This window comes from Streptococcus sp. CM6, from assembly GCF_000526095.1.
In the GTDB taxonomy this organism is placed as follows: Bacteria; Bacillota; Bacilli; order Lactobacillales; family Streptococcaceae; genus Streptococcus; species Streptococcus oralis_BW.
The window spans coordinates 30516-57006 of sequence record NZ_JATS01000012.1; the positions used below are offsets into that span (position 1 = coordinate 30516).

Consider the following 26491-nt stretch of genomic DNA (forward strand, 5'->3'; position numbering starts at 1 on the left):
CTAGTCATGGGGTGTTGTTTTTTATGATACACTTATCTATCAAATCATATATTCTACACTATAGGTGGCGTCTGATAAGATACGAGCCAGAAACTGCTTGGTTCGTTCTTCTTGTGGACGACTAAAGAAATCGTGTGGGTTGTTCTCCTCTACGATACGGCCTCCATCCATGAAAATAACGTGGTTAGCGACATCTCTAGCAAATCCCATCTCATGCGTGACGACTACCATGGTTACACCTTCTCCCGCCAACTGTTTCAGGACATCCAAAACATCTCCAACCAACTCAGGGTCTAGTGCAGATGTTGGTTCATCTAACAAAATGACCTCGGGTTTGACGGCAATGGCACGCGCAATTCCTATTCGTTGTTGTTGTCCTCCAGATAGTTGTGAAGGGTAGTAGTCTTTATAGGCCAGTAAACCAACTTTTTCCAAGGCAGATTCTGCACGTTTGAGCGCTTCTTCCTTGGGAACTTTACGAGCTACGATTAGGCCTTCTAGAATATTTTCCAGAGCAGTTTTGTTTGCAAATAGATTGTAGTGTTGGAAAACAAAGGCTGTTTTTTGGCGAATTTCTAGAATGTCTTTCTTGCTCAATTTGGATAAGTCATAGGTTTTTCCTGCCAAGGTCAAACGGCCACTATCAGCTTTTTCTAAGTGGTTGAGACAACGGAGAAAGGTCGTTTTCCCCGAACCTGATGGTCCTAAGATAACGACGACATCCCCTTGGTTAACCTGGAGATTGACATCCTCCAGCACCTGCCTCTCACCAAATGTTTTTGCGATATGTTCTACTTGTAACATCCTGTCCTCCTATACAAAACGCGCGCTAGATGCTTTTGCACTCTTTTCTTTTTTCAAATAGCCTTTCTCCAGTAGGGAGAAGCCCCACTGAATCAAACCACAGATCAAAATATACTGCAAAAAGATCACAAAATAAGACTCGAAATACTGGTAGCCGTAGGATGCTTCCACACGGGCAATAGCGGTGATGTCCTTGATGGTCATGACAAAGACCAGGGAGGTCCCTTTGACGATATTGATCACCAGATTGGCCAAGTTAGGCAAGGCTGAGCGCAAGGCTTGAGGAAAAACAATCCTTAGATAGGCCTGGGTTGTAGTCAGCCCAATCGCATGCGCTGCCTCTAGTTGTCCCTTGTCCACCGTCAAGATAGCTGAACGCAAAATCTCCGATAAACTCCCGACTGTCATCAAACTATAAATGATAAAGGCATAGTAGAGAGGATCAAGCTTGAAAATATTAAAGTCACTTCCTATGCTTTTGAGAAATTGATTCAGCAAACTTGGAAACAAACTATAAAAGAATAGAATCAATAAAATCGGAGGAGTCGCTCGGATAAAAGCCAGATAGACCAGAGAAAAACTCCTCACCCCTCGAACCTTGTAAATCTGCCCCAAGGCTAAAAATAGAGCTGGTAAAAAGCTTAGGACCATAGCCACAATCATGATAATCAAGGTGATTGGCACACCCTTCAAGGTCTCCAGAAAGGTCTTTACAATATAGTCTATATCCATTTTTTACCTCCCTTTTGTTTCCAAAGACTTCTCAAGCAAACGACTCAAGCTAGAAATAACCAAGGCAATCCCCCAGTAAAGAAATGCAACCGCCGTATAGGTTTCCAGCGAGTAGTTCCCTAAATTGCGACTGATCAAGAGGTTGCCTGCCCCCATAACATCAACGAAACCAATCGTATAGGCCAAGGCAGCATCCCGCATGAGATTGAGAACAGCGGTCGTTATATTGGGAAGAGCAACTTGAAAAGCTTGGGGAAAAATGATTCTCCAAAAAGTCTGACTTGGAGTCAAACCAATACTAAGCCCGGCCTCTGTCTGCCCCTTTGGAATAGCTTGATAGGCCGCCTTGAAAACCTCGGCAACAATAGCCGCAAACAAGAGAATCATCGTCAAGAGAACAAAAATAGTTTTAGACCAATTGTTGATATCCAAACCAAGCCACCATTTCAGAAATTCTGGCAAGCCATAAAAGACTAGAAAAAGCAAGACAATCGGAGGTGTACAACGAAGGGTAAAGATATAGCCTTTGGAAATCGCTGCAAAACTCTTGTCTTCTCCTACTTGCGCCCAGGCCAAGAGACCTCCAAAAAGGGAACCAAGAAGAGTGGTAAAAAAGAGAATGGACAAGGTCATAGGAAGTGCCTGCCATAAGGTTGGCAAAAACTGAAAGACCTTGGAAAAATCATAAGAAACCATGCAAAACCCTTTCTAGTCTTAGAATTTCTGGTCTAGTCTTTGTCTACATAACTAAAGACATCTTCTTTAAAGTATTGCTGAGATAGCTTAGCAAGCGTGCCATCTTCTTTCAACTCTTTGATTGCTTTTTCGTATTCTTTAGCGAATTGCTCACCCTTTTCATCACGGTGAATCAAGGGATAAGTTGGAATGCCCTTGTATGGGAACCAGCTGAGTTTATCCGCATATTGGTGGTAAGGACCATCTTCTGCAGTAACTGCTTTTTCAAAGGACAGTTTGATATCAAAGAAGGCATCATAACGTCCTTCCAAGACCCAAGCATAGGCATCTGCTACTTTAAAGGATTCAGCTGCTGTTAGCTCAATCGGTGCATCCTGATGTTTTTCATTGTAGCTGGTGATAACATTCCATTGAGCATTCTGTGGAGAGATGGGAACCAATTTCCCTTTATTCTTAGCAAAGTCATCAATGGTTTTGTATTTCTGTTCATCTTCTTTTCTAACAGTAAATCCAATGATGCTCGCTCCCACTGGTTCAGATGGAATGACAAACTTTTTAGCTCGTTCTTCTGTGTACCAAGCTCCCTTGGTTCCGATGTCATACTTGCCTGATTCCAGACCAATCAAGAGGTCGTCATCACTGGTACCCGTATATTCAAATTGATAGTTTGCCAACTTCTCATCAACAGCCTTCAAAACAGCTACTTCATAACCATCTGATTCCCCTTTTTCATTGACAAAGTCATAAGGTACATAGTTTTGTGTATGGGCAACCTTCAAGGTTATGACTTCAGCAGACGAAGCCGTTTCTCCCTCCTTGGCTGGAGCGCCAGCTAAACTTCTCCCGATAATCGTTGCCCCAATTACTGCAACAACTGCTACACCACCGATAATCCATGCTTTTTTACTCATCTTTTTCTCCTTTAGTTTTCAAGCGCTTCTCTCACCCACTGGATACGTTCAACTGCGATATCACTTGGAATGGTACAATCTGCCCCAAGTACCAAGCCCTGTTCCCCAGCTTCTGCAACTAGTTTCTTTGCTTCAGCCTGAATGGCATCCTTGCTACCAGTATACAGCAAGCCTGTTTTGCCATTTTCAAATCCTCCAAGAACCGTACGTCCCTTGAAAATCTCACGACCTTCCTTGAGAGTGATTCCCTCTGGTCCTACAGCCCAGTTAAAGACTTGGGCTGGATAATCTGCAAAAAGGTGAATATCATTTCGCGCTCCCTCGTAACCACAGATATGAAGAACAGCGACGCCACCAACAGCACTAGCTGCTTCCAGAACTGTTATCTCGCTAGGGGCAATGACGGCTTGATAATCTGCTGCTGACACTCGTTGATCTTGGATGCTTTGCACGCTGAGGTAGATTCCATCTGCACCAGCCTCTTCGATGATAGCTCGACTGAGACTCGCAATATCCTCTGCAATCACATCCAACACTTTCTTAAGAGCTTTAGGATCTTCCACCAAAAAATCAGCAATGAGGTCATCCCCACCAGACACTTCCCCCAGTAGCCACTTGAGATAGGTCACAGGAGCAAAAATATTGTAAATCGCAACGATATCTTCTGTAAACTCTTGCTTGATTTTCTTAACCAAGTCCACCTGCTCTTTTATCCAAGCATGATCTGGCCCGAGTGGTTGAATGGTCGCCAATTCTTGAAGTGATTTTCCTTTGGCAATCGCTGGATTTGGATAAGCAAAGTAGCCATCACTCATGAGTTTGATAAAGTCCGGCTGAACTTCTCGGATAAAGCGCTTATGGCCCTGGATATTCTTCTCGATAATAGCTGGATTTGAGAAACCGTGTAGCCATTCGTCTTCGGATGTGAAATGGTGCCAAAAACCAACTGGCACACGATCAACCTTTTCACCTTTAAATGCTTTTAAAACCCATTCTTTTTTTTCTGACATTCTTATTCTCCATTTCTTACTTTTTCAACTAATAAACTGCTTGCGATATCATTCGAGCGTAGAAAGGGGAGACTGGACTTAGAAAAATCCTGAACTCCACGACATCTCTCTCCATTTTTGCAGTGCCCATTTTTTACGACGCTTATGGCAACCAAGGCCAGCAAACCGACAACTGCAATGAAGATGCCCCATCTTTTACTTTTCATAGCTCCTCCTTTTAGAGAACAGCTGCCTGCCGAATCCAGTCCAACCTCTCTAAGTTAAAGTCATCTGGAACAGTACAGTCAGCTCCCAGAAGAACGCCTTTACTACCAGCTTCAGCCAACAACCGCCTTGTTTCATCTTGCAATTCCGCCTTGGAACCTTGATAAAGCAAGCTTTTCTTGCCATTTTCGAATCCACCTAAAACGGCCTTCCCTGGAAACAACTCTTGCCCCTGTGTCAAACTAACATCCTCATGGTGGGTCGCCCAGTTGACCACTTGAGCTGGATAGTCCTTAAATATCGTCACATCATTGCTCGCACCTTCAAAACCACAGATATGGAGGATATTGGTCCCACCAACCTGATTAGCTACCTCCAAAATCGCTATATTGCTCGGTTCGATATAGGTTTGGTAGAGTGCTGGTGTGATGCGCTCATCTTGAATTTCCTGAGTGCTGAGGTAAATCCCGTCAACACCTCCTTGCTGGATGATTTTCTGAGTTAGGATAGCAATATCTCCTGCAATCACATCTAGAATAGCTTTGAATTGCTCAGGATTTTCAAGCAATAGATCAGCCACTTCCCTATCTCCTCGAGAAGTTTCTGTACGGAACCAGCGCTTGAGGTAGGAGATCGGTGAAAAGATATTGTAGAAAGAAGCAATCTCTTCGGTAAAGGTCTCTCGAATCGCTTGTACCACTTCCACCTGTTGCTGAATCCATGGGTGTTCCTCACCAATCGACTCAATAGAAGTCAGCTCCTGAATGCTTGCGATCTTAGGACTATAGACATTACTTGGATAAAGGAAAAAACCGTCGCTCATAATTTTGACAAAATCAGGGCGAATCCTTTCCACATAACTGCGATGTCCGTCAACACTTTTTTGAAAGATACGTGGATTATTTAATCCTTGCCCCTTTTCTTCGAGTGTTACAAAATGAAACCAAAATCCCACAGGAACTCTTTCCACTTCATCGCCTCGAATCGCTCTAAAGACTAGATCTCTTTTACTTGCCATACCTTTCTCCTTCCATTTGGATTGAAACCATCTTACCACTCCTTTTTTCCTTTTCCCAATATATATTGACTATCAACTCGATTGGAAATTTTTATATCTATGAAGAAAAAAATCCCTGAAAAGCTTGATGTTACTAGCCTTTCAAAGATTCACTTTATTTTCATCTATTTTCCAAAAAGAAGCTGATATAGATTTTCTATCAAGGCGATTGAATTTTTTTATATCCATCTTCATTCCCAAATTAAGTACATAATTTTATCCTAATACCAAATTACTACTGAAAAATTTCTTTTCTCTCGATATTTCCTTGCACAAATCCCATGAAAACGCTACAATATTAATAGACTATTATTAGGAGGATGGGATTATGAAAATATCCAAAGTTACCATTACAATTGCTTCTACACTTGCTTCCGTCATTTTACTGACTGGCTGTGGCACAAATTCGGCAAATTCACAGACAACACAAAGTAGTACATCTGATAATCAGGTTACCATGACCTATGATCAGTTGCGTTCAAGAGAGAACACTATGTCAACTCTTTGGTATCAAAAAGCAGCTGAAACCAAGGCACTCTATCTACAAGGTTACAATGTCGCTACTGATCGTTTGAAAGAACTACTAAAAACACAGACAGATAAACCCTACTCTATCGTTTTGGACTTGGACGAAACTGTATTAGACAATAGCCCTTATCAAGCGCAAAATGTCAAAGATGGAACAGCATTTACCCCAGAAAACTGGGATGTCTGGGTAAAAAAAGCCGCAGCCAAGGCTGTACCAGGTGCTAAAGACTTTCTCCAATTTGCAGACCAAAACGGTGTCCAAATTTACTATGTATCTGACCGCACGATAGATCAGATAGATGATACGATCAAAAACCTAGAAAATGAAGGAATTCCTGTACAAAGCCGCGATCATCTCATGTTCTTAGAAAAAGGCGTCAAATCTAAAGAAGGTCGTAGACAAGCAGTCCAAGAAAAAACCAACTTAGTCATGCTACTAGGAGACAATCTTGTGGACTTTGCAGAGTTTTCAAAGACCTCTGAAACTGAGCGCGACCAAAAATTAGAGGAATTACAAAAAGAGTTTGGTGAGAAATTCATCATTTTCCCTAACCCAATGTACGGATCATGGGAAAGCACTGTTTACAATGGTAATAAATTGGATGCCAAGGGTCAAACTGAAGAGCGCCAAAAAAACTTACAAGGTTTTGATAAATAAAATAAGAGAGCTATCTACTAGTTTACACCAACTACAAGATATCGTATTTGCGAGAATATCAAAAAAAGACGATTTCCAAGCGGAAATCGTCTTTTTTACTATTTTATCTTGTACTTGGTATAAACTAGTATATATTCCACTAGATAGTATGCTCTATCGCTTGTACCACTTCCACCTGTTGCTGAATCCATGGGTGTTCATCACCAATCGACTCAACTGATTGAATTTTTTTATAACCCCTCTTTCATGGCAAAGTAAGCACGTATTTTGGGTGCCACTTGCGTGCCGAAGAGTTCAATAGCTCTCAAAACTTGATCATGTGGCATAGAACCAAGCGGTAGGTGCAACATAAAGCGGTCCAAGCCTAAATCCTCAATCATGCGAATCAATTTTTCTGCCACCTGATCAGGATTTCCCACAAACATGGCACCATTTGGACCAACTTGCTCCAAATATTGCTCATAGGTCAACTCCTGCCAGTGTGGACGGTCCTTGGAAATAGCGTCCACCACTTGCTTGGTCGGATGGAAATAATCTTTCACCGCCTGCTCGCCATCTTCAGCAATCCAGCCCCAAGAATGAGCACCCACTTTTAGGTCTTTATCCGCATGACCGGCCTCCCTACCAATCTCACGATAAGCTTGAATCAATTTCTTGAAGTAACGCGGATTGCCACCGATAATAGCATAGACAATCGGCAACCCCGCCTGAGCAATCTTCACTGTTGATTCGACATGACCACCTGTCGCCACCCACAATGACAATTTGTCCTGAACAGGACGAGGATAGACTTCTTTTCCAGCGATGCTTTGAGTCAATTGTCCCTGCCAGTTCACTTTGGTGCTTTCATTTGCCAGCTGAAGCAGGTCTAACTTTTCATCAAAGAGAGCTTCATAGTCTTTCAAGTCATAGCCAAACAGAGGGAAGGATTCGGTAAATGAACCACGCCCAGCCATAATCTCCGCACGGCCATTTGACAAGGCATCGATGGTGGCATATTGTTGGAACAAGCGAATCGGGTCCATGCTTGAGAGAATGCTGACCGCACTAGTCAAACGAATCTTCTTGGTATTGACTGCCCCAGCTGCAAGAACAATCTCTGGCGCCGATACCGCAAAGTCCTCCCGATGATGCTCCCCAATCCCGTACACATCCAAACCAACCTTATCAGCCAGCTCAATTTCTGCCACCAACTGACGAATGCGTTCATCATGACTGTAAATCTACCCTGTCACCTCCAGGGCTGTTGTTTCACCAAATGTTGAAATTCCTAATTCTACCATCCTGTTTCCTCGCTATCTCTTTTAGTTTTAGGGCATTTTATCACTAATTAGTTTTATTTTCAATAAATTTGCTCATTAGAAAAAGCCTAGATCATCTAGACTTTCTTGGCTTATTCTACTGTTACTGACTTGGCAAGGTTACGTGGTTTGTCCACATCGAGTCCACGGTGGAGGGTTGCAAAGTAAGCGACCAATTGCGTTGGTACGACCATTGAGATTGGTGAGAGGTAAGGGTGGACGGTCGTAAGGACGATATCGTCTGTGTCTTTAGCAACATTTTCTTCTGCGATAGTGAGAACCTTGGCACCACGGGCTGCGACCTCTTGGATATTTCCACGAGTATGGTTGGCAAGGACTGGATCTGACAAGAGGGCCAAGACAGGCGTCCCTTCTTCAATCAAGGCAATGGTTCCGTGCTTGAGTTCTCCTGCCGCAAAGCCTTCACACTGGATGTAAGAAATCTCTTTGAGTTTGAGACTTGCTTCCATGGCTACATAGTAGTCTTGACCACGTCCGATGTAAAAGGCATTGCGAGTGGTTTCAAGAAGGTCACGAACCTTGGCATCAATGGTTTCTTTTTCAGAAAGAGTTGATTCGATAGACTGAGCTACGATTGACAACTCATGAACCAGGTCAAAGGCTTGCGCTTTAGCATTGCCGTTTGCTTCTCCGACTGCTTTTGCAAGGAAGGCAAGAGCTGCAATTTGTGCTGTGTAGGCCTTGGTTGATGCCACAGCAATTTCAGGGCCCGCGTGAAGAAGCATAGTATGGTTGGCTTCACGAGAAAGAGTTGAACCTGGGACGTTTGTCACTGTCAAGCTTGGAATGCCCATTTCATTAGCCTTGACTAAAACCTGACGGCTATCAGCTGTTTCACCAGACTGACTGATAAAGATGAAGAGTGGTTTCTTGCTGAGAAGTGGCATACCGTAGCCCCACTCAGATGAGATTCCAAGTTCAACAGGTGTATCTGTCAACTCTTCCAGCATCTTCTTAGAAGCAAATCCTGCGTGGTAAGATGTCCCAGCTGCAAGGATGTAGATGCGGTCTGCATCTTGAACAGCCTTGATGATAGTAGGGGCAACCACTACTTGACCAGCCTCATCTGTGTAGGCTTGGATGAGTTTCCGCATAACCGTTGGTTGCTCATCAATTTCCTTGAGCATGTAGTAAGGGTAAGTTCCCTTGCCGATATCTGACAAGTCTAGCTCCGCAGTATAGCTAGCACGTTCACGGCGATTGCCATCATAGTCTTGAACTTCGACACTATCCGCCTTGACGATTACCAACTCTTGGTCATGGATTTCCATGTATTGGTTGGTCTCACGAATCATAGCCATTGCGTCTGAGCAAACCATGTTGTAGCCTTGTCCAAGACCAATCAAAAGTGGTGATTTATTCTTAGCCACGTAGATGACATCTGGATTTTCAGAGTCAATCAAGGCAAAGGCATAAGAACCACGGATGATGTGAAGAGCTTTTTTGAAAGCTTCAAGAACTGGGAGTCCATCTTGTTCCGCAAATTTCCCAATCAAGTGAACAGCGATTTCCGTATCGGTTTGTCCCTTGAAGTGGTGACCTGCAAGGTATTCTTCCTTGATTTCAAGGTAGTTTTCAATGACCCCATTGTGGACCAAGACAAAACGTCCAGTCTCAGAGCGGTGTGGGTGAGCATTGTCTTCCGTTGGTTTCCCGTGAGTCGCCCAACGCGTATGTCCGATACCAGTTGTTCCCTCAACACCTGCTGTCTTGGCAGACAATTCTGCGATACGACCGACAGCCTTAACCAGGTGATTTTCAGCACCACCTAGGACAAAAATCCCCGCAGAATCATAACCACGGTATTCGAGCTTTTCAAGCCCTTGAATCAAAATATCAGTTGCATTTGTGTTTCCAACAACACCAACAATTCCACACATAGTATATACGACACAGACCAGCTGTGCTTTCTCCTTAAATTGGTATAGTCTAATTCTCGCTTTACGGAATCAGCAAAAACAGTATATACTTGTTTTTCTTACTTGTCAAGGATAAAAATTGGTATAGTTTTTCTAGATGATATTTTATCAGAATTTCACTTGATACCTGACAAGTCAGCATCAATTACTTATAATAAGGGGAGGAGGTATTTGCCATGTGGTTTTTCTTCGCACTTTTATCAGCTATCTTTGCAGCCTTAACGTCAATTTTAGCCAAGATTGGGATTGAAGGAGTTCCATCCAATCTAGCAACTGCTATTCGTACGGTCATCGTCATTCTGATGGCCTGGGCCATGGTTTTCTTGACCAATAGTCAGACCGAAATTGTCAACATCAGTAGAAAAAGTTGGCTCTTTCTCATCTTATCAGGCTTAGCCACTGGCGCCTCCTGGCTCTGCTACTACAAGGCACTACAGATGGGCAATGCGACTGAGGTATCTGCTGTCGATAAATTCAGTCTCGTCATTACCCTCGTTCTAGCCTTTTTCTTCCTACAGGATGTCCTGACGTTTAAAACAATTATTGGCTGTATCCTGATTACGATTGGGACCTTGGTGATGATATTGTAATAAAAAGTGAGATGAACGCTATCTCACTCTTTTTATTCTTAAAATCCATTATGGTCGCTGAGTTCCTTGAACCAGTGCCCTGATTTCTTCAAGCGACGTTCCTGTGTTTCCAAGTCAAGCTCAACCAGACCGTAGCGATTTTTATAACTGTTGAGCCATGACCAACAGTCGATAAAGGTCCAAATCAAGTAGCCCTTACAGTTGGCTCCGTCTTCAATGGCACGGTGAAGTTCACGCAGATGTCCTTTGACAAAATCGATACGATAGTCGTCCTGAATCATGCTATTAACACGGAATTTATCTTCACCTTCAACACCCATGCCGTTTTCGGTCAGCATCCACTCAATATTACCATAATTTTCCTTGATGTTTTGAGCGATATGATAAATCCCTTGCTCGTAGATTTCCCAACCACGGTGTGGATTGATCTTACGGCCCGGCATGATATAAGGCTCGTAAAAATGTTCTGGCAAGAGGGGACTGTCTGGATGCTTGGCAAAACGTGGCGCCATAACGCGCAAAGGCTGATAGTAGTTCACTCCAAGAAAGTCCACTGTGTGCTCCCGAATGACTTCTAACTCTTCAACAGTGTACTCTGGCAGCAAATCGTGCTCTGCTAAAATCTCTACTAACTCTTCTGGATAAGCTCCCAGTACAGACGGGTCTAAGAAAGATTGAGCTTGAAAGAGATCGGCAATGCGAGCAGCCTTGACATCCGCAGGATGCTGGCTACGTGGATAAGCTGGTGTCAAGTTAAGGACAATCCCAATCTTAGAATCAGGCAAAATCTCATGACAGGCCTTAACCGCAAGACTACTAGCCAGTTGTGTGTGATAGGCAACCTTAACCGCTGCTTCTGCATCCACCTTATGTGGATAATGGGCATCGTAAAAATAGCCAAATTCCACAGGAACAATGGGCTCGTTAAAGGTAATCCATTGGTCCACCAAGTCACCGTATGTCTCAAAACAAAAACGGGCATAGTCTTCATAAGCCTTGACAGTCGCCTTATTTTCCCAACCATCCCCATCTTCTTGAAGAGCAAAAGGCAGGTCAAAGTGATAGAGATTGACTAAGAGGAGAATGCCCTTGGCCTTAATAGCCTCAAAAACCTGACGGTAGAAAGCCACCCCTTGCGGATTGACCTCTCCACGACCTTGCGGGAAAATACGAGACCACTGAATAGAAGTTCGGAAGGCTGTATGCCCAGTCTCTACCAAAAGCTCAATATCCTTTTCCCAGTTTTCATAGAAGGTCGATGTTTTAGCAGGTCCAATTCCATTGTAGTAGCGGTTTGGCTCTACTTGATACCAATAATCCCAGAGATTATCTCCCTTGCCGTCACCTGGCACTCGCCCTTCTGTCTGTGGTCCAGAAGTGGAGGAACCCCAGACAAAATCCTTTGGAAATTTTAGCATAGCTTTACCTCTTCATTTACTCATTTTTCCCATTATACAGAAAAAACAAGGTAAAAACTAGTTACATTTTTGCCTTGTTTTTCTTCTGATTATAGTTTTATTTCTTGCTTAGGATTTCAAGGGTTTCGAGCAAGTTGTCTGCATGAACTTCGATGGTGTCACCAGTCGCCTTGATCTTGACTTCTACGATACCATCAGCTGCTTTTTTACCTACAGTGATACGGATTGGCAGACCAATTAAGTCGCTATCGCTAAACTTCACTCCGACACGTTCGTTACGGTCATCTGTCAAGACTTCGTAGCCAGCTCCCATCAAGTTGGCTTCAAGTTTTTCTGTTAAGGCTTGCGCTTCTTCGTCTTTGACATTGACAGTGATCAGGTGCACATCAAATGGTGCCAATTCTTTAGGGAAGTTAACTCCCCAAGCATAACGGTATTCACCTTTTGGCGTTTTGTTAACAAAGAGGCGAGCGTGTTGCTCTATAACGGCTGAGAGGAGACGACTAACACCAATACCGTAACAACCCATGATGATTGGCACAGCACGACCATTTTCGTTCAAAACATCTGCTCCCATGCTTGCTGAGTAGCGAGTTCCGAGTTTGAAAATATGACCGATCTCGATACCACGCGCAAAGTTTAGGACACCTTGTCCGTCTGGTGAAATTTCACCCTCACGAACTTCGCGGATATCTACATATTCTGCAGTGAAATCACGACCTGGGTTCACACCCGTCAAGTGGTAGCCATCTTCGTTAGCCCCCACAACAGCATTGCGAACATCTTGCACCTTACGGTCTGCAATGATTTTCACATTTTCTGGCAAACCAACTGGGCCAAGCGAACCAAAGCCGGCTTGAACAGCACTTGCGACTTCTTCTTCGCTCGCAACATCAAAGAAATCTGCACCCAAATGGTTTTTCAACTTGACTTCGTTGAGTTGGTCATTTCCAACTAGAAGGGCTGCAACAAGTTCTCCATCTGCCATGTAGAAGAGAGTTTTAATCGTTTGCTCTTCTGGCACGTTAAGGAAGGCTGCCACTTCATCAATGGATTTAACACCTGGAGTTTCGACGCGAATCACTTCTTCTTCCGCAACGACACGGTTGCTTGGTTTATACTCGTTTGTTGCCATTTCTAAGTTAGCTGCATAGCTAGACTCACTTGAGTAGGCAATGGTATCTTCACCAGAAACCATCCATTTGAGCAATTCTGCCTTGATTTCTTCTTGCACTTCTGCAGGAATTTCATCAAATGAGGCAACTGACTTGTCTAAGACAACCCAGCGGTCGAGGTCTGTACGGGCTGGTGTAATGGCCATAAATTCTTGGCTATCCTTACCACCCATAGCGCCACCGTCACCGATGATGGCCTTGAAGTCCAAGCCACTACGAGTGAAAATACGTTCGTAGGCCGCCTTGTACTCGTCATAAGTCACATCCAAACTATCGTAATTAGCATGGAAACTATATCCGTCTTTCATGATAAACTCACGCGTGCGGAGAAGGCCGTTACGTGGACGTTTTTCATCACGGTACTTAGGTTGAATTTGGTAAAGGTTGAGTGGCAATTGCTTGTAAGACTTGACAGAGTCACGAACAATAGCTGTAAAAGTTTCTTCGTGTGTCGGACCTAGGATAAAGTCTGACTTTTCACGATTTTTCAGTTTATAAAGGTCTTCACCATAGGTTTCATAACGACCAGATTCACGCCAAAGATCAGCACTGAGAAGGGCAGGGGCCAACATCTCCACCGCACCAATCTTGTCAAACTCTTGGCGCATGATATTCTTAGCCTTTTCAATCACACGGTTAGCGAGTGGTAGGTAAGAATAAACACCAGCAGAGACTTGACGAACATAACCAGCACGCAACATAAGGGCATGGCTGATAACTTGAGCATCGCTTGGCATTTCGCGAAGCGTAGGGATTAGCATTTTACTTTGTTTCATAATATTCCTCGATTATCTAAAAGAAGAGTCGCATAATGTCATTCCAGGTCACAGCTAGCATCAAGACAACCATGATAACTACACCAGCCATGGTGACATAGGTTTCAATTTCTTGTTTAAGGGGTTTACGGCGGATAGCCTCTAGGATATTGAGCACAATCTTTCCACCATCCAAAGCCGGGATCGGAATCAAGTTAAAAATCCCGATATTGATGGAAATCATAGCTAGGAAATAGAGGACATTCTCAAGACCATTTTTAGCAGCATCGCTACTTGCCTTAAAAATGGCAACGGGACCACCGAGTTTGTTCAAATCTGGATGGAAAATCAAGTTTTTCAGAGCCGAAAGGATACGGAGCCCTGAATCAGCAGCAGTTGTAAATCCACCAACAAACATGGATAGAAAGTCTGACTTGACCCCCGGTTGAATCCCAAGAATGTAACGTCCCTGATTTTCTTCTGGAGTCACAGTGACTTGTTTTTCGCTACCATTTTCAGAAATGGTCACATCCAAGGTCGGAGCGGTCTTGTCCTTGGTATCTGCTTCCACAGCCTGGGTCAAGTCTTGCCAATTTTTAACCTCATGCGAGCCGACCTTAGTAATTTGAGCTGTCTCAGCTACACCCACCTTAGCCAAAGCTCCCTCTGGCATGACGTGAAAGAGATTTGTCTGAGTATCTCTAACACCGCCCTGCAAAAAGATCAAGATCCAAAAAACAACAACACCTAAGATAAAGTTATTCATAGGACCTGCAAAGTTGGTGATGAGCTTGCCCCAGATAGAAGCATTTTGATACTGTACATCCAAAGGAGCGATGCGCACTTCGGTTCCATCTTCTTCAACAACCGTCGCATCATGATCCACTGCAAAAGTCTTTTCTTCTTCCAGGACCAACCCCTTGATAAAGAGCTTGTCTTCAAAGTCAAACTGAGTTACCTGCATAGGAAGAGCCGTTTGATCCAGTTTCTTCCCTGAGAGGTTGACCCGTTTGACCTTGCCATCGTCGGCAAGTGTTAAACTGACTGGAGTTCCTGTCTTGATTTCCGTTGCATCATCACCCCAGCCTGCCATACGAACATAGCCTCCTAGAGGAAGGATCCGAATGGTATAAGCAGTGCCATCCTTACCGATATGGGAAAAAATCTTGGGCCCCATACCAATGGCAAATTCACGAACTAGAATGCCTGATTTCTTGGCAAAGTAAAAATGTCCAAACTCATGCACCACCACTATAATCCCAAAAACGAGGATAAAGGTTAGCAATCCAATCATTCAATCTTCCTTTCTTTAAAACAGGCCAAATAAGTGCATCATTGGAAACACAACCAACATGCTGTCAAAGCGATCCAATACACCGCCATGTCCAGGGATAAATTTTCCAGAATCCTTGACACCGAAATGGCGTTTCATAGCACTCTCAATCAAGTCACCAAACTGACCTGCCACACTGAAGAAGGTGGCAAAAAGACTCATCCTATAAATTCCATAGGGAAGAGCAACTGTACTGTCCACTAGCATGAAGAGTACTGTTATCAGTACCGCACCTAGAACACCCCCAACAAAGCCCTCAATACTCTTATTAGGAGAAACTCTCGGGGCTAACTTATGCTTGCCAAAATTCACCCCCGTCAGATAAGCTGCACTATCTGTCGCCCAAACGATAAAGAGAGCCAGGAGAACCTTATCAAATCCAGCTATACGAGCATCTAGTAAGGCATTGAAACCAAAACCAACATAAAAACTCACAGCAATTGGAAAGGCAGCATCTTCAATCGTATAGTTTTTACTGAAAACAGTCGTTCCTAACATAATTGTAATCAAAACACTGTAGGCAACTACATTGCCATCAACCGGCAAAAAAGTTAGGTAATTTTCTAAGGGGACTGTGAGAGCAAAGGTTGCAAGGAGGGTCAAGGTGCCCTCAATGGTCATGGTCTTTAGTCCCTTCATGTGCAGGAGCTCATGAACAGCCAGCATAGCTATCAAGCCAATTCCTATCTGCAACAAGAGCCCTCCAACAAATAAGACGGGAAGGAAGATAAGCAGAGCCAGTCCAGCAAACAGTGTTCTCTCTTGTAAATCCTTGGTCATATTTTCTCCTAAACTCCTCCAAATCGGCGATGACGACGATTATAGGCAAGAATGGCTTCCTGTAAGGCTTCCTCGTCAAAATCAGGCCACAGGGTATCCGTAAAATAGAGCTCACTATACGCCCCCTGCCATGGAAGGAAATTGCTCAAGCGTAATTCTCCACTTGTACGAATAATCAAGTCCGGATCTCGCACATCCTTAGGCAAATGTTGGGTGAAGAGATAGTTGCCAATCAATTCCTCTGTGATATCACCCGGATTGATTTTCGCATCTAAAACATCCTGAGAAATTAGCTTAACAGCCTGTGTAATCTCAGCACGTCCACCATAGTTAAGAGCAAAATTGAGAATCAAACCCGTATTGTTCTTAGTCAATTCCTCTGCTTTTGTCAAAGCTTCAAAAGTCGGCTTAGGCAGACGGTCCGTCTCCCCAATCATCTGAATTTTAACATTATTTGCATGCAATTCAGGAACATAGTTATCATAAAACTCGACTGGTAAGTTCATGATAAACTTGACTTCCTGATCCGGACGAGTCCAATTTTCCGTAGAAAAAGCATAGACCGTAATAACCTTAACGCCCAGCTTGTTGGCCGCCTTGGTCACCTTTTGAAGGGCTTCCATCCCCGCCTTATGACCAAAAACCCGTGGTTGCATGCGTCTTTTAGCCCAGCGACCATTCCCATCCATGATGATGCCAATATGATTAGGAACCTGTATTGGAACCTCTACTTCTGCAGCTTTATCTTTCTTAAAAAATCCAAACATGATCTTATTCCTATTCAAAAATCTATCGTTTTATTATACCATACTTCCCTATTTTCTTCTATTGCTAAGTTACTATCATTTCTTGTAAGTAACAAAAAATAAGCCGCCTGATTGGGCGACTTTATTTTATAGGGAGATTATTATGAAAAAGTTTTAGGAGTTTAAGTTAAGTTTCTCTTAACTTATGGACTTAGTATACCGTTCCTAACTTAAACTTTTCTTAAGTTTTTTGAAAAAGTGAGATTTTCCCATTTTTCTTGCCAATTTTTCTTGGACAGGCGTTCTTGATAGAGCTTCATCCGGTCCTCATTCTCTAAAAAATGAGGAGTAGGGGAAACTTGAAACTTTAAAATATCCTCTATACCATAAGGCGCAAAGAACTCTAAAGTTGCATCGTCATGCAAGCGAAGGCCTATCGCCGTACAGCGTTCCGGATATTTACTCATGGCATCACGAGAACTCGTGTAAGGCGCTGTGTGGGGACTGTGCAGATGCATATAGACCTGATTTTTCAACTCCCACTGATACTGAGGGAAATCTTCTCTCAGCTTGTTCTCTAGGGATACTGTTTCCTCATAAGAAACATCTGGATCAAAGAAAATCACATCCACATCCGTCTCACGGTCAAAAGGCGATTTGTCTGACAAGAGATTCCAGATGAAATTCCTGACAGAACCTGCTGCCAACCACGAATCTTTCAGATCAAGGTCACGGATGATGGTCAGAATGGTCATCATATCTAGATTTTCTCTAAAAACCTCTAGAATATCTTGTTCATTTTTCACTGTATTCATAACCTAAATGTTCATATGCCTTAGCAGTTGCCACCCGTCCAGAACGAGTTCGCATGATGAAACCTTTCTGAATCAAGTAAGGTTCGTACATATCTTCGACTGTCTCACGCTCCTCGGCAATATTAACAGAAAGAGTTCCTAAACCGACAGGACCACCACCGTACATCTCAATCATGGTGCGAAGGATTTTTTGGTCTACATAGTCCAAACCTTCACGGTCTACATCCAGCATGGTCAAAGCCTTATCCGTAATCACATCATCAATCAAGCCATTCCCCATAATCTGGGCAAAATCGCGCACGCGCTTGAGGAGACGATTGGCGATACGAGGAGTTCCTCGACTGCGTAAGGCCAACTCCGAAGCTGCCTCATGGGTGATTTCCATCTCAAAAATATCTGCTGTCCGCTCAACAATCTCTGTCAAGTCAGCGTGGGCATAGTATTCCATATGACCCGTAATCCCAAAACGTGCTCGCAGAGGATTTGAAAGCATACCGGCTCGGGTTGTCGCACCAATCAAGGTAAAAGGTGGCAAGTCCAGATGAACACTGCGACTACCTTCACCAGCCCCAATCATGATATCAATGTAGAAGTCCTCCATGGCACTATAAAGCACCTCTTCCACCGACATGGGCAAGCGATGAATCTCGTCAATAAAGAGAACGTCTCCAGGTTCCAAATCATTCAAAATCGCTACCAGATCCCCCGCTTTTTCAATGACAGGACCAGACGTTTGCTTGAGATTGACTCCCAGTTCATTGGCAATAACAAAGGCCATGGTTGTTTTCCCGAGACCTGGAGGACCAAATAAAAGAACATGGTCCAGTGCCTCATCCCGCATTTTGGCAGCCTCGATAAAGATTTGCAGCTGGTCCTTGACCTTATCCTGCCCAATATATTCACGTAAATACTGGGGACGGAGGGTACGTTCTACCAACTCCTCATCCCCCATGATTTCATTATCTAAAATTCTACTCATGGCTCTATTATATCAAAAATCCAAGCCACAAACAAAAAAGCCACCTGATTGGGTGGCCTCTTTAGGGAGATTATTTATGAAAAAGAAAAGTTTAGGATTTCATTAAATAAAGGGTACTCAATGAAAATCGAAATCAGACTAGGCAGATAGACGCAAGCATAACTATAGTTAGCTAAGTCGACTCTAACGAAGTATGGTGAGATTTTCGAAGAGTATTAGGAGGTCTTTATTTAATGATTATATGATACAAGATGAATCTTAAAGCTAACTTAATTTTTTCTTTGATTTATCATTTTTTTAAAAATTTTTTTCAAATGGATTTTTCCTCTCCAAGCCATAAAAAAGCCACCTGATTGGGTGACTTCTTTAGGAGATTATGATGAAAAAGAAAAGTTTAGGATTTCATTAAATAAAGTTAGGAGGTCTTTATTTAATGATTATATAATACAGGAAAAGGCTTAAACTTTACTTAAGAAAAAATAATTATTTTATTTTTTTCGATCTACCCAAATCATTCCTGTACAATCATAAGTAGATAAGGTTTCAAAGCCCAAGGAACGATAAAATCCCAAGGTTTTCTCTGTCTGTTCGGTCACTAGTTGGACTTGATAGGCATCTTTGAAGTCACCTAAAGCCTCTTTCATCAAGTCGCTACCAATCCCTTGGCGCTGATAGCTAGGCAAAACGATCAAATCCTGGACAAAAATCGATGAAAAACCATCTCCGACCAAACGGACCAAGCCCACCACGGCATCGCCATCAAGTGCCAGATAAATCGCTAATGAGTGAGACAAGGCTTTCTTCAACATCTGAGGTTGATGGGTATAATTTGTCCATCCAACTGCCTGATAGAGATGCAAAACATCCTCTAGCTTGACAATTTCTTGCCTTCTAATAGTCATCATCTCAATACCTCTCAGAATTCTCTTAAGCTCTTGTACTGCCGTCCATTTTTATCAAAATTTTCAGGAGCTAGCCATGCTTCCAAACGAGCTTTGACTTGAGGCCAGTCCTTATCAATCATAGAGAGCCAATCCGTATCCCTCGTACGCCCCTTATAAACGACTGCCTGACGGAAGGTTCCTTCATAGACAAAGCCCAAACGCTCCGCAGCTCGTCTTGATGGGATATTTAGAGAATCACATTTCCATTCGTAGCGACGATAGTTAAGCTCCTCAAAAACATATCGCGCTAGGAGATACTGAGCCTCTGTCCCTATACGTGTTCCCCTGAGCTCTGGAGAAAAAGTGACGGCACCCACTTCTATTACTCGGTTATTCTGGTCAATGCGCATGAGAGAAAAAGTTCCCAAGGCCTTACCAGTTGCCTTGTCTACAATCGCATAGTAAAAGCGATCCTTACGAGCCAACATCTGATTTAAAAGGCTAACCAGTTCCTCCATATCTGCCACTGGTTCCTGAAAGAGGTAGGTCCACATCTCCCGAGGAGTACCTGGACCATAAACAGCTAATAAATCCTCCGCATGCTTTTCCACCGAAAGAGCCTCTATCCGAGCGTAGCGCCCTTCTAAGAAATCAATGGAAGGCAATTCTCCTGGAGTATAACCTTCCATTGACTCACCAATTATCTGACCATATTCATTTACTGGCATCGTTTTTCTCCTTGCTTTACGCTGAAAATACTATATCATAATTTGCTCTATATGGAAACTAGCACTCTCCTCAAACCTCATCCTCAACACTACATTAGTGATTCGTTTTCTTTCTTTTATCTTCTAAGGCCTGATTAATTCGTTGGGTGAGCTTGTGAGTTTGCCAGATCTGGTACAACCATATCAGTCCATAAATTAATAAGAAAAAGAACCAAAGCAAGGGACTCAACAAGGCTGAACCCCAGCCAAAAAATAGGTAGGTCAATACTAAAATAGTAGCTGTCGCTAACAAATGAACTCCTACACGCATACTATAAGCAAGAAACTCTAGCCTTTCAAGGATTAAGGTCAATACCCCCATAATTCCGCTCATCAAAAACAAAGCTAGAATATTTTTTGTCGTTGGTGTGGGATAGGTAATACCTGAATAAAACTGAGCCAATAACACCAAACTCAAATAAACAAAGGAGGCCGTACGCATTCCCGATACAAAATAAGCAATCAATCGCTTCATGATTTTCTCCTATAAACCTAGATAATCCATTAAGGACTTAACGTATTTCCGACTCACACTCGATTTGATACCCCGAGTCATCTTAGCCATCATGTTCCCTGAAAAGCTATCCGATAATGACTCTAGATGGTCAATGTTTATAATTGAATGACGTGATATCTGTATAAAGTTACGTCGGTTAACCCGATTCTGAAAGTTTGTCAATGTTTCCTTAGTTTTATAAATCCCATCTACCGTATAAATGGTCAACAAATTTTTATCGATATCTGCTAGAATAAGATCCTCAATTTTCACCATAACCAGATGATCATCCGTTCGAATAGGAATGACCACCTGATTGGTCGTTGAAAATTGTTCTAAATACTCCATGACCTCTCTTGCTTGGTCGGTTAACTGAGCTGCCTGAATTAAAATGTGTGGGTCTTTTTCTGAAAACTCTGTCTTCATTTCAAAACGAATCTTCATTTTCTCTCCAATACATCTTTATTTTCTCTTGCTAAACACTTTAACAAATAAAAGCCAAAGAAGAATAGCGACGAGACTGATAATAACCACTATAAAGTATGTTTCTCCCTTTGTCAATAGTTCTTGCCAGTTGATTTGGATTCCCATTTTTTCTTGAAATTCCTGTAACAGACTGTTATTTCCTGAAAATGCGGTCTCTAACCGCTCTTTCATCAAGACTTGTCGATAAAGAGAAGCAATATAAGTTGCAGGGGTACATTTCATGAAAAGCTGTGCAGAATCAGGTAATACTCCAATAGGGATATAAGTTCCTACTAAAAATCCAGAAGCAGTTCCCACTATCGTTGCCAGTTTACCAAGGCTATCTACAGATTGAAAACGGTAAATCAAGAGAACATTTACCAAACTTGAAAGCAGACTGCTTAACAACATAATCAAAGCGATTTCCGGTAAATGACTGATAACTGGACTTTCTTTAAAATAAAGGCTCATAACAGCAAACATAAACACCTGCATGACAAAAGAAATGATAATACTGCTGATTAGATAGGACGCCTGTAAGCCCCAGCTACCTAAATCTGTCAAGAAAAGATCTTGATCTACTTGATTTTCACGATCCTGTACCATTTGTGTAAGAGCCGTAAAACTGGTTGTCATCCCAGTCACAGCCAAGGTCCCACCCATCAGCCAGTTGTTTAAAAGGTTCGTATTATCAGGGAGTTGAGACCAAGCATCCGTCAAGTTCTTCTGCAAAAAAATGATATAAAGGAGGAAGGAAATCAATGCCCCCAATAATGAGAAAAATACTCCCGAACGATTACGAAAATATAAGATAAAATTCCGTTTCAATAAAGCTAGCATTAGCGAACCTCTCTTCCTGTAAGTGCAATAAAGGCATCATCCATAGTACCTGGGCGAAACTCAAAAGAATCAATTTCTTCTCGAACTTTTGCCAAATATTCAATGGCTTCCTGTGACGTCCTTGGATAAAAAAGATATTCCAACTCATTTTCTTCCTCTACTGTCATTCCAGTCTGTAGCAGCTTTTCTAAATCCTTCATTTCTTTAAAACGAATTTTTAGGATATTAGATGCATACTGACTTTTAATAGCAGTCGCAGAACCTTGCGCAATCACTTTCCCATGATCAACGATATAGATCTGATCCGCTTCATCTGCTTCATCCAGATAATGAGTCGTTAAGATAATAGTCATCCCTTCATCCTTTTGTAGTCGATACAGTAGATCCCAGATGGATTTGCGCGTCTGAATATCAAGACCTGTGGTTGGTTCATCCAAGAAAAGAATATCTGGTCGCGAAAGAAGAGCACGTGCAATATCAACCCGACGTTTTTGCCCACCTGACAAAGTCCCATATAGTTGTTTCTGGAAAGCCGTCAAACCCAGTTGATGAATCAAATCATCCACACGACTTGCTGCAATCTCCTTATACTGTTGAGCACGAATCGTGAGATTTTCCCTAACCGTCAACATCTCATCCAGTACACTGACTTGAAAAACAACTCCGATTTTCGTATTTGACGCATATCGAATCTGACCTTGTGTCGGCTTTTTCAAACCGATTAACATGGAAATGGTGGTTGATTTCCCTGCACCATTGGGTCCCAAAATAGCATTGAAACTTCCTTTTTCAAACTCTAACTGAATATCATCGACAGCCATATGGTTGCCGTACCGTTTAGTCAAATACTTAGCTTGTAAAATCATATTTTTTCCTCCTCTTTACCACACTAGTTTAACAAAAAGAATGAAAGAAAAATCGACTTTTGAGATAAGTAGTTAAAATGAAAGGACAAGTGGTAAAATAATGGGGGCTAAGTTAAAGTGCTGCAGGCTGCAACCGTTTTTCTCCTATCGAATCACTAGAGGATGTTGAAAAACACTTACAACCACACATTATATTTTTAAACCTGCGCTATAAAAGAGGAGTTTTATAACATCCGGCAGAAAAATCCAAGAGTCAATAGTATTGTTCTCGCTAAACCAAACAATAAAAAATGAATCAGAAATCATGGCACACACTCCCTTCTAGTAAAATGAAAATGCTGAATGGGGCAGGATTAAATTTAAAGTAAGCAAGTATGGTCCTGAATTTGAAACTGCCATTAACGATAAGTCTATCTATTAGGAAAGAAATCTTCAATACAAGCAAAAACAGCTCTTGTTATCCAAGAAGAGCTGTTCTATTTTATGAAAGAGAGAGTCACTAGTGTCCCTTGTGCTTCTCTCTACGTTTTTGCTGTTTGCGTTCAAATTTCTCTTGCTTGAGCAATTGCTTTTGGAGACTGGACTGTTGTTTTGAATGCTTTTTCCGTTCCTCATACTGCAACTGTAAAAGCTCTTGTGACTTAGAAGAAACTTTCTGCTTCACCTGTTTCTTTACAGCTCGCTGCAGACGCTTCGGATTCTTAATCTTCACATGCTGTTTAACTGTCGCCTCTGGACTAAAAGATAACCGAGCAAACTGAGTCTGTAAAAGTCTCAAAATTTCATCCTCTTTTGGTTCCTGACCAAATGTCACACGACAAACTTGATAAGTTTCCTCATACTCTTGTGCAAACAATCCATGCCAAAATCCATCTTCAAAATACACTGTCAAGCCAATTGAAACGATTTCCACGACAGCACCTCCTTAAATCTATCCCTAAGAATGGACAACCAAGGAGGAAGGTTACTGATAGGCTTACCTACGTCTGGACTACCAACCAGAACTGTGTTTTTATCTTAGTTGGGACTATTATAGCATAATCCAATTTAAAAATCCTCCAGATTCTACTCTGAAGGATTCCTATCTTATTTCACAACGATATTAACGAGTTTGTTAGGTACCGCAATCACCTTCACGATTTCCTTACCGTCAATCTCCGCTTTAACTTTTTCATCCGCTAGAGCGATTTCTTGCAATTCTTCACGTGACAGGTCTTTAGCGACCATCAATTTGGCACGGACTTTACCTTTGATTTGGACGACGATTTCGATTTCATCTTCAACTAATTTGCTTTCGTCCCATGTTGGCCAAGCCACGTAAGAGATGGACTCACCTGTTGCTGCAACAGTTTGCCAGAGTTCTTCTGCCAAGTGAGGTGCAAATGGGGCGATCAATTGGATAAAGCCTTTGGCGTAGTCCACATAGAGTTTGTCTTCCTTATTAGCAGCGTTGACAAAGACCATAAGTTGGGCAATGGCTGTATTGAATTTCATGGACTCGATTTGCTCAGTGACAGATTTAACTGTTTCATTGTAAACCTTGTCAAGAGCACCATTGTTTTCCGCAGTGATTTCTTTACTTGTAATCAAACGATAAACACGGTCTAAGAATTTACGGCTGCCTTCTAACCCTTCTTCGCTCCAAGCGATAGATGCATCCAGCGGCCCCATGAACATTTCATAAACACGAAGGGTATCGGCACCGTATTGTTCCACTACGTCGTCTGGGTTGACAACGTTCTTGAGCGATTTAGACATCTTGGCTGGCGCTTGCTCCAACTCTTCTCCTGTTTCCACATGGAAGAAGGAACCGTCACGTTTCTCAACCTTGTCAGTTGCCACAAGAGCGCCACGGTGGTCACGGTAGCTTGTTCCCAAAATCATTCCTTGGTTAAAGAGTTTTTGGAATGGTTCCTTAGTCGGAACAACACCGAGGTCATAGAGGAATTTGTGCCAGAAACGAGCGTAAAGCAAGTGAAGTACAGCATGCTCTGCACCACCCACATAGATATCTACTGGCAACCATTGTTTGAGGAGGTCCTCATCAGCCAATTTTTCTGTGTTATGTGGGTCGATATAGCGGAGGTAGTACCAACTCGAACCTGCCCATTGTGGCATGGTGTTGGTTTCACGACGACCTTTGACCCCATCTTCACGAGTTACTTCAAGCCAGTCTGTCAAGTTAGCCAATGGACTCTCCCCAGTACCTGAAGGGCGAATGTCCTTGGTTACAGGCAAGACAAGTGGGAGTTCATTTTCAGGAACAGCCGTTGAAGTCCCATCTTCCCAATGAATGACTGGAATTGGCTCACCCCAGTAACGTTGACGGCTAAAGAGCCAGTCACGGAGACGGTAGGTGACTTTTTCTTGACCGCAGCCTTTTTCTTCCAACCAAGCCACAATCTTAGCAATAGCGTCTTCTTTGTTAAGGCCATCTAGGAAGTCTGAATTGACATGAAGACCATCTTCTGTGTAAGCAGCTTCTGCTACATTTCCACCTTCTAGCACTTCTACGATTGGAAGGTCAAATTGTTTGGCAAATTCCCAGTCACGTTGGTCATGGGCAGGTACAGCCATTACCGCACCTGTACCATAGCTAGCAAGAACATAGTCGGCAATCCAGATTGGAATTTCCTTGCCATTTACAGGGTTAATGGCATAAGCGCCCGTCCAAACACCAGTTTTTTCCTTAGCAAGGTCAGTACGAGCCAAGTCAGACTTAAGACTAGCTTGGTGTTTGTAGTCTGCAACTGCATCAGTTTGCTCTGGACTTGTGATAGCGTCAACCAAGTCATGCTCAGGAGCCAAAACGGTGAAGGTCGCACCGAAAAGCGTATCAGGACGAGTGGTAAAGACGGTAAATTCCTTGTCAGTCCCTTTCACTTTAAAGGTGACATTGGCACCAGTTGATTTCCCGATCCAGTTACGTTGCATATCCTTGATAGACTCTGGCCAGTCCAACTCATCCAAGTCGTTAAGCAAGCGCTCTGCATAGGCCGTAATTTTGAGCATCCATTGGCGCATTGGTTTGCGGACAACTGGATAGCCTCCACGCTCAGAAGTTCCGTCAGGAAGGACTTCTTCGTTGGCAATGGCTGTTCCCAATTCTTCCACCCAGTTTACTGGTACTTCCGCTTCATAGGCCAAGCCTTTTTCGTAAAGCTTAGTAAAGATCCACTGAGTCCACTTATAGTAGTTTGGATCTGTTGTGTTGACTTCACGATCCCAGTCGTAAGAGAATCCAAGCGCATTGATTTGACGTTTGAAGTTAGCAATGTTTTCTGCTGTGAATTCCGCTGGGTCATTTCCTGTGTCCATAGCGTACTGCTCAGCTGGCAAACCAAAGGCATCCCATCCCATTGGGTGAAGGACGTTGTATCCTTGCGCACGTTTGTAACGGCTGAGGATATCGGTTGCTGTATAACCTTCTGGGTGTCCTACGTGCAATCCAGCTCCTGAAGGATATGGGAACATGTCGAGAGCATAAAACTTCGGTTTTGATGCATCTGTTCCTGTCTTAAATGTATGATGTTCTGCCCAGTAGCCCTGCCACTTAGGCTCAATTTCTTTATGATTGTAAAAACTCATGGTCTCTCTCCAATTTTATGATGTTACTATTATACCATTTTTAGGGGAATTTGAAAGACGAGAAATGTTCTTTTAGACTTGGATAACAAGAAATACTGAGTCGCAAATCCACCTTATTTAACAGGAAAAAAATTAGCTCCTAATCGGAGCTAA

The 26491-nt window shown here is 42.7% G+C and carries 26 protein-coding genes; 2 read left to right on the forward strand and 24 right to left on the reverse strand.

Features of this window, described 5'->3' with window-relative positions; all coding sequences use genetic code 11:
* Positions 1–39 precede the first annotated feature (39 nt).
* From HMPREF1516_RS03700 to HMPREF1516_RS03730, 7 genes are read right to left on the reverse strand one after another with little or no spacing between them, the layout of a single operon-like run.
* On the reverse strand, positions 40–804 hold the full coding sequence (locus HMPREF1516_RS03700) for an amino acid ABC transporter ATP-binding protein (RefSeq protein ID WP_000942257.1): 765 nt from the start codon (positions 802–804) through the stop codon (positions 40–42).
* Between the two features lie 9 nt (positions 805–813).
* Positions 814–1536 carry an amino acid ABC transporter permease gene (locus HMPREF1516_RS03705; RefSeq protein WP_000350567.1) on the reverse strand — a complete coding sequence of 241 codons (723 nt, stop codon included), beginning with the start codon at positions 1534–1536 and terminating at the stop codon, positions 814–816.
* Positions 1537–1539: 3 nt separating this feature from the next.
* Positions 1540–2232: an amino acid ABC transporter permease gene (locus HMPREF1516_RS03710; protein ID WP_000255461.1), complete on the reverse strand. Its 693-nt coding sequence runs from the start codon at positions 2230–2232 to the stop codon at positions 1540–1542.
* A gap of 32 nt (positions 2233–2264) precedes the next feature.
* Entirely contained in the window at positions 2265–3143 is an 879-nt protein-coding gene (locus tag HMPREF1516_RS03715; protein WP_000037004.1) for a transporter substrate-binding domain-containing protein, read from the reverse strand.
* An 11-nt stretch (positions 3144–3154) separates the two neighbouring features.
* Positions 3155–4153, reverse strand: coding sequence for a uroporphyrinogen decarboxylase family protein (locus HMPREF1516_RS03720; RefSeq protein ID WP_033605838.1), 999 nt, complete (start codon positions 4151–4153; stop codon positions 3155–3157).
* A 2-nt stretch (positions 4154–4155) separates the two neighbouring features.
* Positions 4156–4359, reverse strand: coding sequence for a hypothetical protein (locus HMPREF1516_RS03725; protein ID WP_000837737.1), 204 nt, complete (start codon positions 4357–4359; stop codon positions 4156–4158).
* An 11-nt stretch (positions 4360–4370) separates the two neighbouring features.
* Positions 4371–5375 (reverse strand): uroporphyrinogen decarboxylase family protein, encoded by a 1005-nt coding sequence (locus HMPREF1516_RS03730; protein ID WP_000157315.1) that lies wholly within the window; start codon positions 5373–5375, stop codon positions 4371–4373.
* Positions 5376–5742: 367 nt separating this feature from the next.
* Between HMPREF1516_RS03730 and HMPREF1516_RS03735 the strand changes: the two genes are divergently transcribed.
* Complete coding sequence (locus tag HMPREF1516_RS03735) at positions 5743–6600, forward strand: 5'-nucleotidase, lipoprotein e(P4) family (protein ID WP_033605840.1); 858 nt, start codon at positions 5743–5745, stop codon at positions 6598–6600.
* A gap of 230 nt (positions 6601–6830) precedes the next feature.
* Here HMPREF1516_RS03735 and HMPREF1516_RS03740 read toward each other — a convergent pair whose 3' ends face one another.
* Together HMPREF1516_RS03740 and glmS are read right to left on the reverse strand one after the other, a co-directional pair.
* Positions 6831–7823 carry an LLM class flavin-dependent oxidoreductase gene (locus HMPREF1516_RS03740; RefSeq protein WP_232216679.1) on the reverse strand — a complete coding sequence of 331 codons (993 nt, stop codon included), beginning with the start codon at positions 7821–7823 and terminating at the stop codon, positions 6831–6833.
* A gap of 170 nt (positions 7824–7993) precedes the next feature.
* Entirely contained in the window at positions 7994–9802 is a 1809-nt protein-coding gene (gene glmS / locus HMPREF1516_RS03745; RefSeq protein WP_007520760.1) for a glutamine--fructose-6-phosphate transaminase (isomerizing), read from the reverse strand.
* 215 nt (positions 9803–10017) lie between these two features.
* Between glmS and HMPREF1516_RS03750 the strand changes: the two genes are divergently transcribed.
* Positions 10018–10431, forward strand: coding sequence for an EamA family transporter (locus HMPREF1516_RS03750; RefSeq protein ID WP_000264203.1), 414 nt, complete (start codon positions 10018–10020; stop codon positions 10429–10431).
* Between the two features lie 38 nt (positions 10432–10469).
* Here HMPREF1516_RS03750 and HMPREF1516_RS03755 read toward each other — a convergent pair whose 3' ends face one another.
* The 15 genes from HMPREF1516_RS03755 to leuS all read right to left on the reverse strand — a co-directional run bounded on the left by HMPREF1516_RS03755 (position 10470) and on the right by leuS (position 26338).
* Positions 10470–11849 (reverse strand): glycoside hydrolase family 1 protein, encoded by a 1380-nt coding sequence (locus tag HMPREF1516_RS03755; protein ID WP_033605842.1) that lies wholly within the window; start codon positions 11847–11849, stop codon positions 10470–10472.
* Between the two features lie 97 nt (positions 11850–11946).
* Complete coding sequence (locus HMPREF1516_RS03760; protein WP_033605843.1) at positions 11947–13800, reverse strand: proline--tRNA ligase; 1854 nt, start codon at positions 13798–13800, stop codon at positions 11947–11949.
* A gap of 16 nt (positions 13801–13816) precedes the next feature.
* Positions 13817–15073: an RIP metalloprotease RseP gene (gene rseP / locus HMPREF1516_RS03765; protein WP_033605844.1), complete on the reverse strand. Its 1257-nt coding sequence runs from the start codon at positions 15071–15073 to the stop codon at positions 13817–13819.
* A gap of 15 nt (positions 15074–15088) precedes the next feature.
* On the reverse strand, positions 15089–15892 hold the full coding sequence (locus tag HMPREF1516_RS03770) for a phosphatidate cytidylyltransferase (RefSeq protein ID WP_033605845.1): 804 nt from the start codon (positions 15890–15892) through the stop codon (positions 15089–15091).
* Between the two features lie 8 nt (positions 15893–15900).
* The gene (locus HMPREF1516_RS03775; protein WP_033605846.1) at positions 15901–16659 is read right to left on the reverse strand and encodes an isoprenyl transferase; all 759 of its coding nucleotides are present in this window, start codon (positions 16657–16659) and stop codon (positions 15901–15903) included.
* A 209-nt stretch (positions 16660–16868) separates the two neighbouring features.
* Entirely contained in the window at positions 16869–17453 is a 585-nt protein-coding gene (locus tag HMPREF1516_RS03780; protein WP_033605847.1) for a nucleotidyltransferase family protein, read from the reverse strand.
* Complete coding sequence (ruvB, locus tag HMPREF1516_RS03785; RefSeq protein ID WP_084647639.1) at positions 17434–18432, reverse strand: Holliday junction branch migration DNA helicase RuvB; 999 nt, start codon at positions 18430–18432, stop codon at positions 17434–17436. The genes HMPREF1516_RS03780 and ruvB overlap by 20 nt, the downstream gene beginning before the upstream one ends.
* Positions 18433–18920: 488 nt before the next feature.
* Entirely contained in the window at positions 18921–19337 is a 417-nt protein-coding gene (locus HMPREF1516_RS03790) for a GNAT family N-acetyltransferase (RefSeq protein WP_033605848.1), read from the reverse strand.
* An 11-nt stretch (positions 19338–19348) separates the two neighbouring features.
* On the reverse strand, positions 19349–20044 hold the full coding sequence (locus HMPREF1516_RS03795; protein ID WP_033605849.1) for a GNAT family N-acetyltransferase: 696 nt from the start codon (positions 20042–20044) through the stop codon (positions 19349–19351).
* Between the two features lie 94 nt (positions 20045–20138).
* Entirely contained in the window at positions 20139–20558 is a 420-nt protein-coding gene (locus tag HMPREF1516_RS03800; protein ID WP_000825488.1) for a DUF3021 domain-containing protein, read from the reverse strand.
* A 9-nt stretch (positions 20559–20567) separates the two neighbouring features.
* Positions 20568–21023, reverse strand: a complete 456-nt coding sequence (locus HMPREF1516_RS03805) for a LytTR family DNA-binding domain-containing protein (RefSeq protein ID WP_000701940.1) — start codon at positions 21021–21023, stop codon at positions 20568–20570.
* Positions 21024–21041: 18 nt separating this feature from the next.
* Positions 21042–21884 carry an ABC transporter permease gene (locus tag HMPREF1516_RS03810; RefSeq protein ID WP_033605850.1) on the reverse strand — a complete coding sequence of 281 codons (843 nt, stop codon included), beginning with the start codon at positions 21882–21884 and terminating at the stop codon, positions 21042–21044.
* Entirely contained in the window at positions 21884–22750 is an 867-nt protein-coding gene (locus HMPREF1516_RS03815; RefSeq protein ID WP_000602894.1) for an ABC transporter ATP-binding protein, read from the reverse strand. The genes HMPREF1516_RS03810 and HMPREF1516_RS03815 overlap by 1 nt, the downstream gene beginning before the upstream one ends.
* A gap of 499 nt (positions 22751–23249) precedes the next feature.
* Positions 23250–23663, reverse strand: a complete 414-nt coding sequence (locus HMPREF1516_RS03820) for a YjdF family protein (RefSeq protein ID WP_000407097.1) — start codon at positions 23661–23663, stop codon at positions 23250–23252.
* A 173-nt stretch (positions 23664–23836) separates the two neighbouring features.
* Entirely contained in the window at positions 23837–26338 is a 2502-nt protein-coding gene (gene leuS, locus HMPREF1516_RS03825; protein ID WP_000011734.1) for a leucine--tRNA ligase, read from the reverse strand.
* Positions 26339–26491 lie beyond the last annotated feature (153 nt).

What these genes read in the sequence shown, in the direction of transcription:
- HMPREF1516_RS03770 (WP_033605845.1), bottom strand. Translation starts at nt 15,892, where the DNA reads ATGACCAAGGATTTACAAGAGAGAACACTGTTTGCTGGACTGGCTCTG.
- HMPREF1516_RS03710 (WP_000255461.1), bottom strand. Translation starts at nt 2,232, where the DNA reads ATGGTTTCTTATGATTTTTCCAAGGTCTTTCAGTTTTTGCCAACCTTA.
- rseP (WP_033605844.1), bottom strand. Translation starts at nt 15,073, where the DNA reads ATGATTGGATTGCTAACCTTTATCCTCGTTTTTGGGATTATAGTGGTG.
- HMPREF1516_RS03780 (WP_033605847.1), bottom strand. Translation starts at nt 17,453, where the DNA reads ATGAATACAGTGAAAAATGAACAAGATATTCTAGAGGTTTTTAGAGAA.
- ruvB (WP_084647639.1), bottom strand. Translation starts at nt 18,432, where the DNA reads ATGAGTAGAATTTTAGATAATGAAATCATGGGGGATGAGGAGTTGGTA.
- HMPREF1516_RS03705 (WP_000350567.1), bottom strand. Translation starts at nt 1,536, where the DNA reads ATGGATATAGACTATATTGTAAAGACCTTTCTGGAGACCTTGAAGGGT.
- HMPREF1516_RS03750 (WP_000264203.1), top strand. Translation starts at nt 10,018, where the DNA reads ATGTGGTTTTTCTTCGCACTTTTATCAGCTATCTTTGCAGCCTTAACG.
- HMPREF1516_RS03810 (WP_033605850.1), bottom strand. Translation starts at nt 21,884, where the DNA reads ATGCTAGCTTTATTGAAACGGAATTTTATCTTATATTTTCGTAATCGT.
- HMPREF1516_RS03730 (WP_000157315.1), bottom strand. Translation starts at nt 5,375, where the DNA reads ATGGCAAGTAAAAGAGATCTAGTCTTTAGAGCGATTCGAGGCGATGAA.
- HMPREF1516_RS03760 (WP_033605843.1), bottom strand. Translation starts at nt 13,800, where the DNA reads ATGAAACAAAGTAAAATGCTAATCCCTACGCTTCGCGAAATGCCAAGC.
- HMPREF1516_RS03775 (WP_033605846.1), bottom strand. Translation starts at nt 16,659, where the DNA reads ATGTTTGGATTTTTTAAGAAAGATAAAGCTGCAGAAGTAGAGGTTCCA.
- HMPREF1516_RS03715 (WP_000037004.1), bottom strand. Translation starts at nt 3,143, where the DNA reads ATGAGTAAAAAAGCATGGATTATCGGTGGTGTAGCAGTTGTTGCAGTA.
- HMPREF1516_RS03815 (WP_000602894.1), bottom strand. Translation starts at nt 22,750, where the DNA reads ATGATTTTACAAGCTAAGTATTTGACTAAACGGTACGGCAACCATATG.
- HMPREF1516_RS03795 (WP_033605849.1), bottom strand. Translation starts at nt 20,044, where the DNA reads ATGCCAGTAAATGAATATGGTCAGATAATTGGTGAGTCAATGGAAGGT.
- HMPREF1516_RS03805 (WP_000701940.1), bottom strand. Translation starts at nt 21,023, where the DNA reads ATGAAGATTCGTTTTGAAATGAAGACAGAGTTTTCAGAAAAAGACCCA.
- HMPREF1516_RS03755 (WP_033605842.1), bottom strand. Translation starts at nt 11,849, where the DNA reads ATGCTAAAATTTCCAAAGGATTTTGTCTGGGGTTCCTCCACTTCTGGA.
- HMPREF1516_RS03790 (WP_033605848.1), bottom strand. Translation starts at nt 19,337, where the DNA reads ATGATGACTATTAGAAGGCAAGAAATTGTCAAGCTAGAGGATGTTTTG.
- HMPREF1516_RS03800 (WP_000825488.1), bottom strand. Translation starts at nt 20,558, where the DNA reads ATGAAGCGATTGATTGCTTATTTTGTATCGGGAATGCGTACGGCCTCC.
- HMPREF1516_RS03700 (WP_000942257.1), bottom strand. Translation starts at nt 804, where the DNA reads ATGTTACAAGTAGAACATATCGCAAAAACATTTGGTGAGAGGCAGGTG.
- glmS (WP_007520760.1), bottom strand. Translation starts at nt 9,802, where the DNA reads ATGTGTGGAATTGTTGGTGTTGTTGGAAACACAAATGCAACTGATATT.
- HMPREF1516_RS03725 (WP_000837737.1), bottom strand. Translation starts at nt 4,359, where the DNA reads ATGAAAAGTAAAAGATGGGGCATCTTCATTGCAGTTGTCGGTTTGCTG.
- HMPREF1516_RS03720 (WP_033605838.1), bottom strand. Translation starts at nt 4,153, where the DNA reads ATGTCAGAAAAAAAAGAATGGGTTTTAAAAGCATTTAAAGGTGAAAAG.
- leuS (WP_000011734.1), bottom strand. Translation starts at nt 26,338, where the DNA reads ATGAGTTTTTACAATCATAAAGAAATTGAGCCTAAGTGGCAGGGCTAC.
- HMPREF1516_RS03735 (WP_033605840.1), top strand. Translation starts at nt 5,743, where the DNA reads ATGAAAATATCCAAAGTTACCATTACAATTGCTTCTACACTTGCTTCC.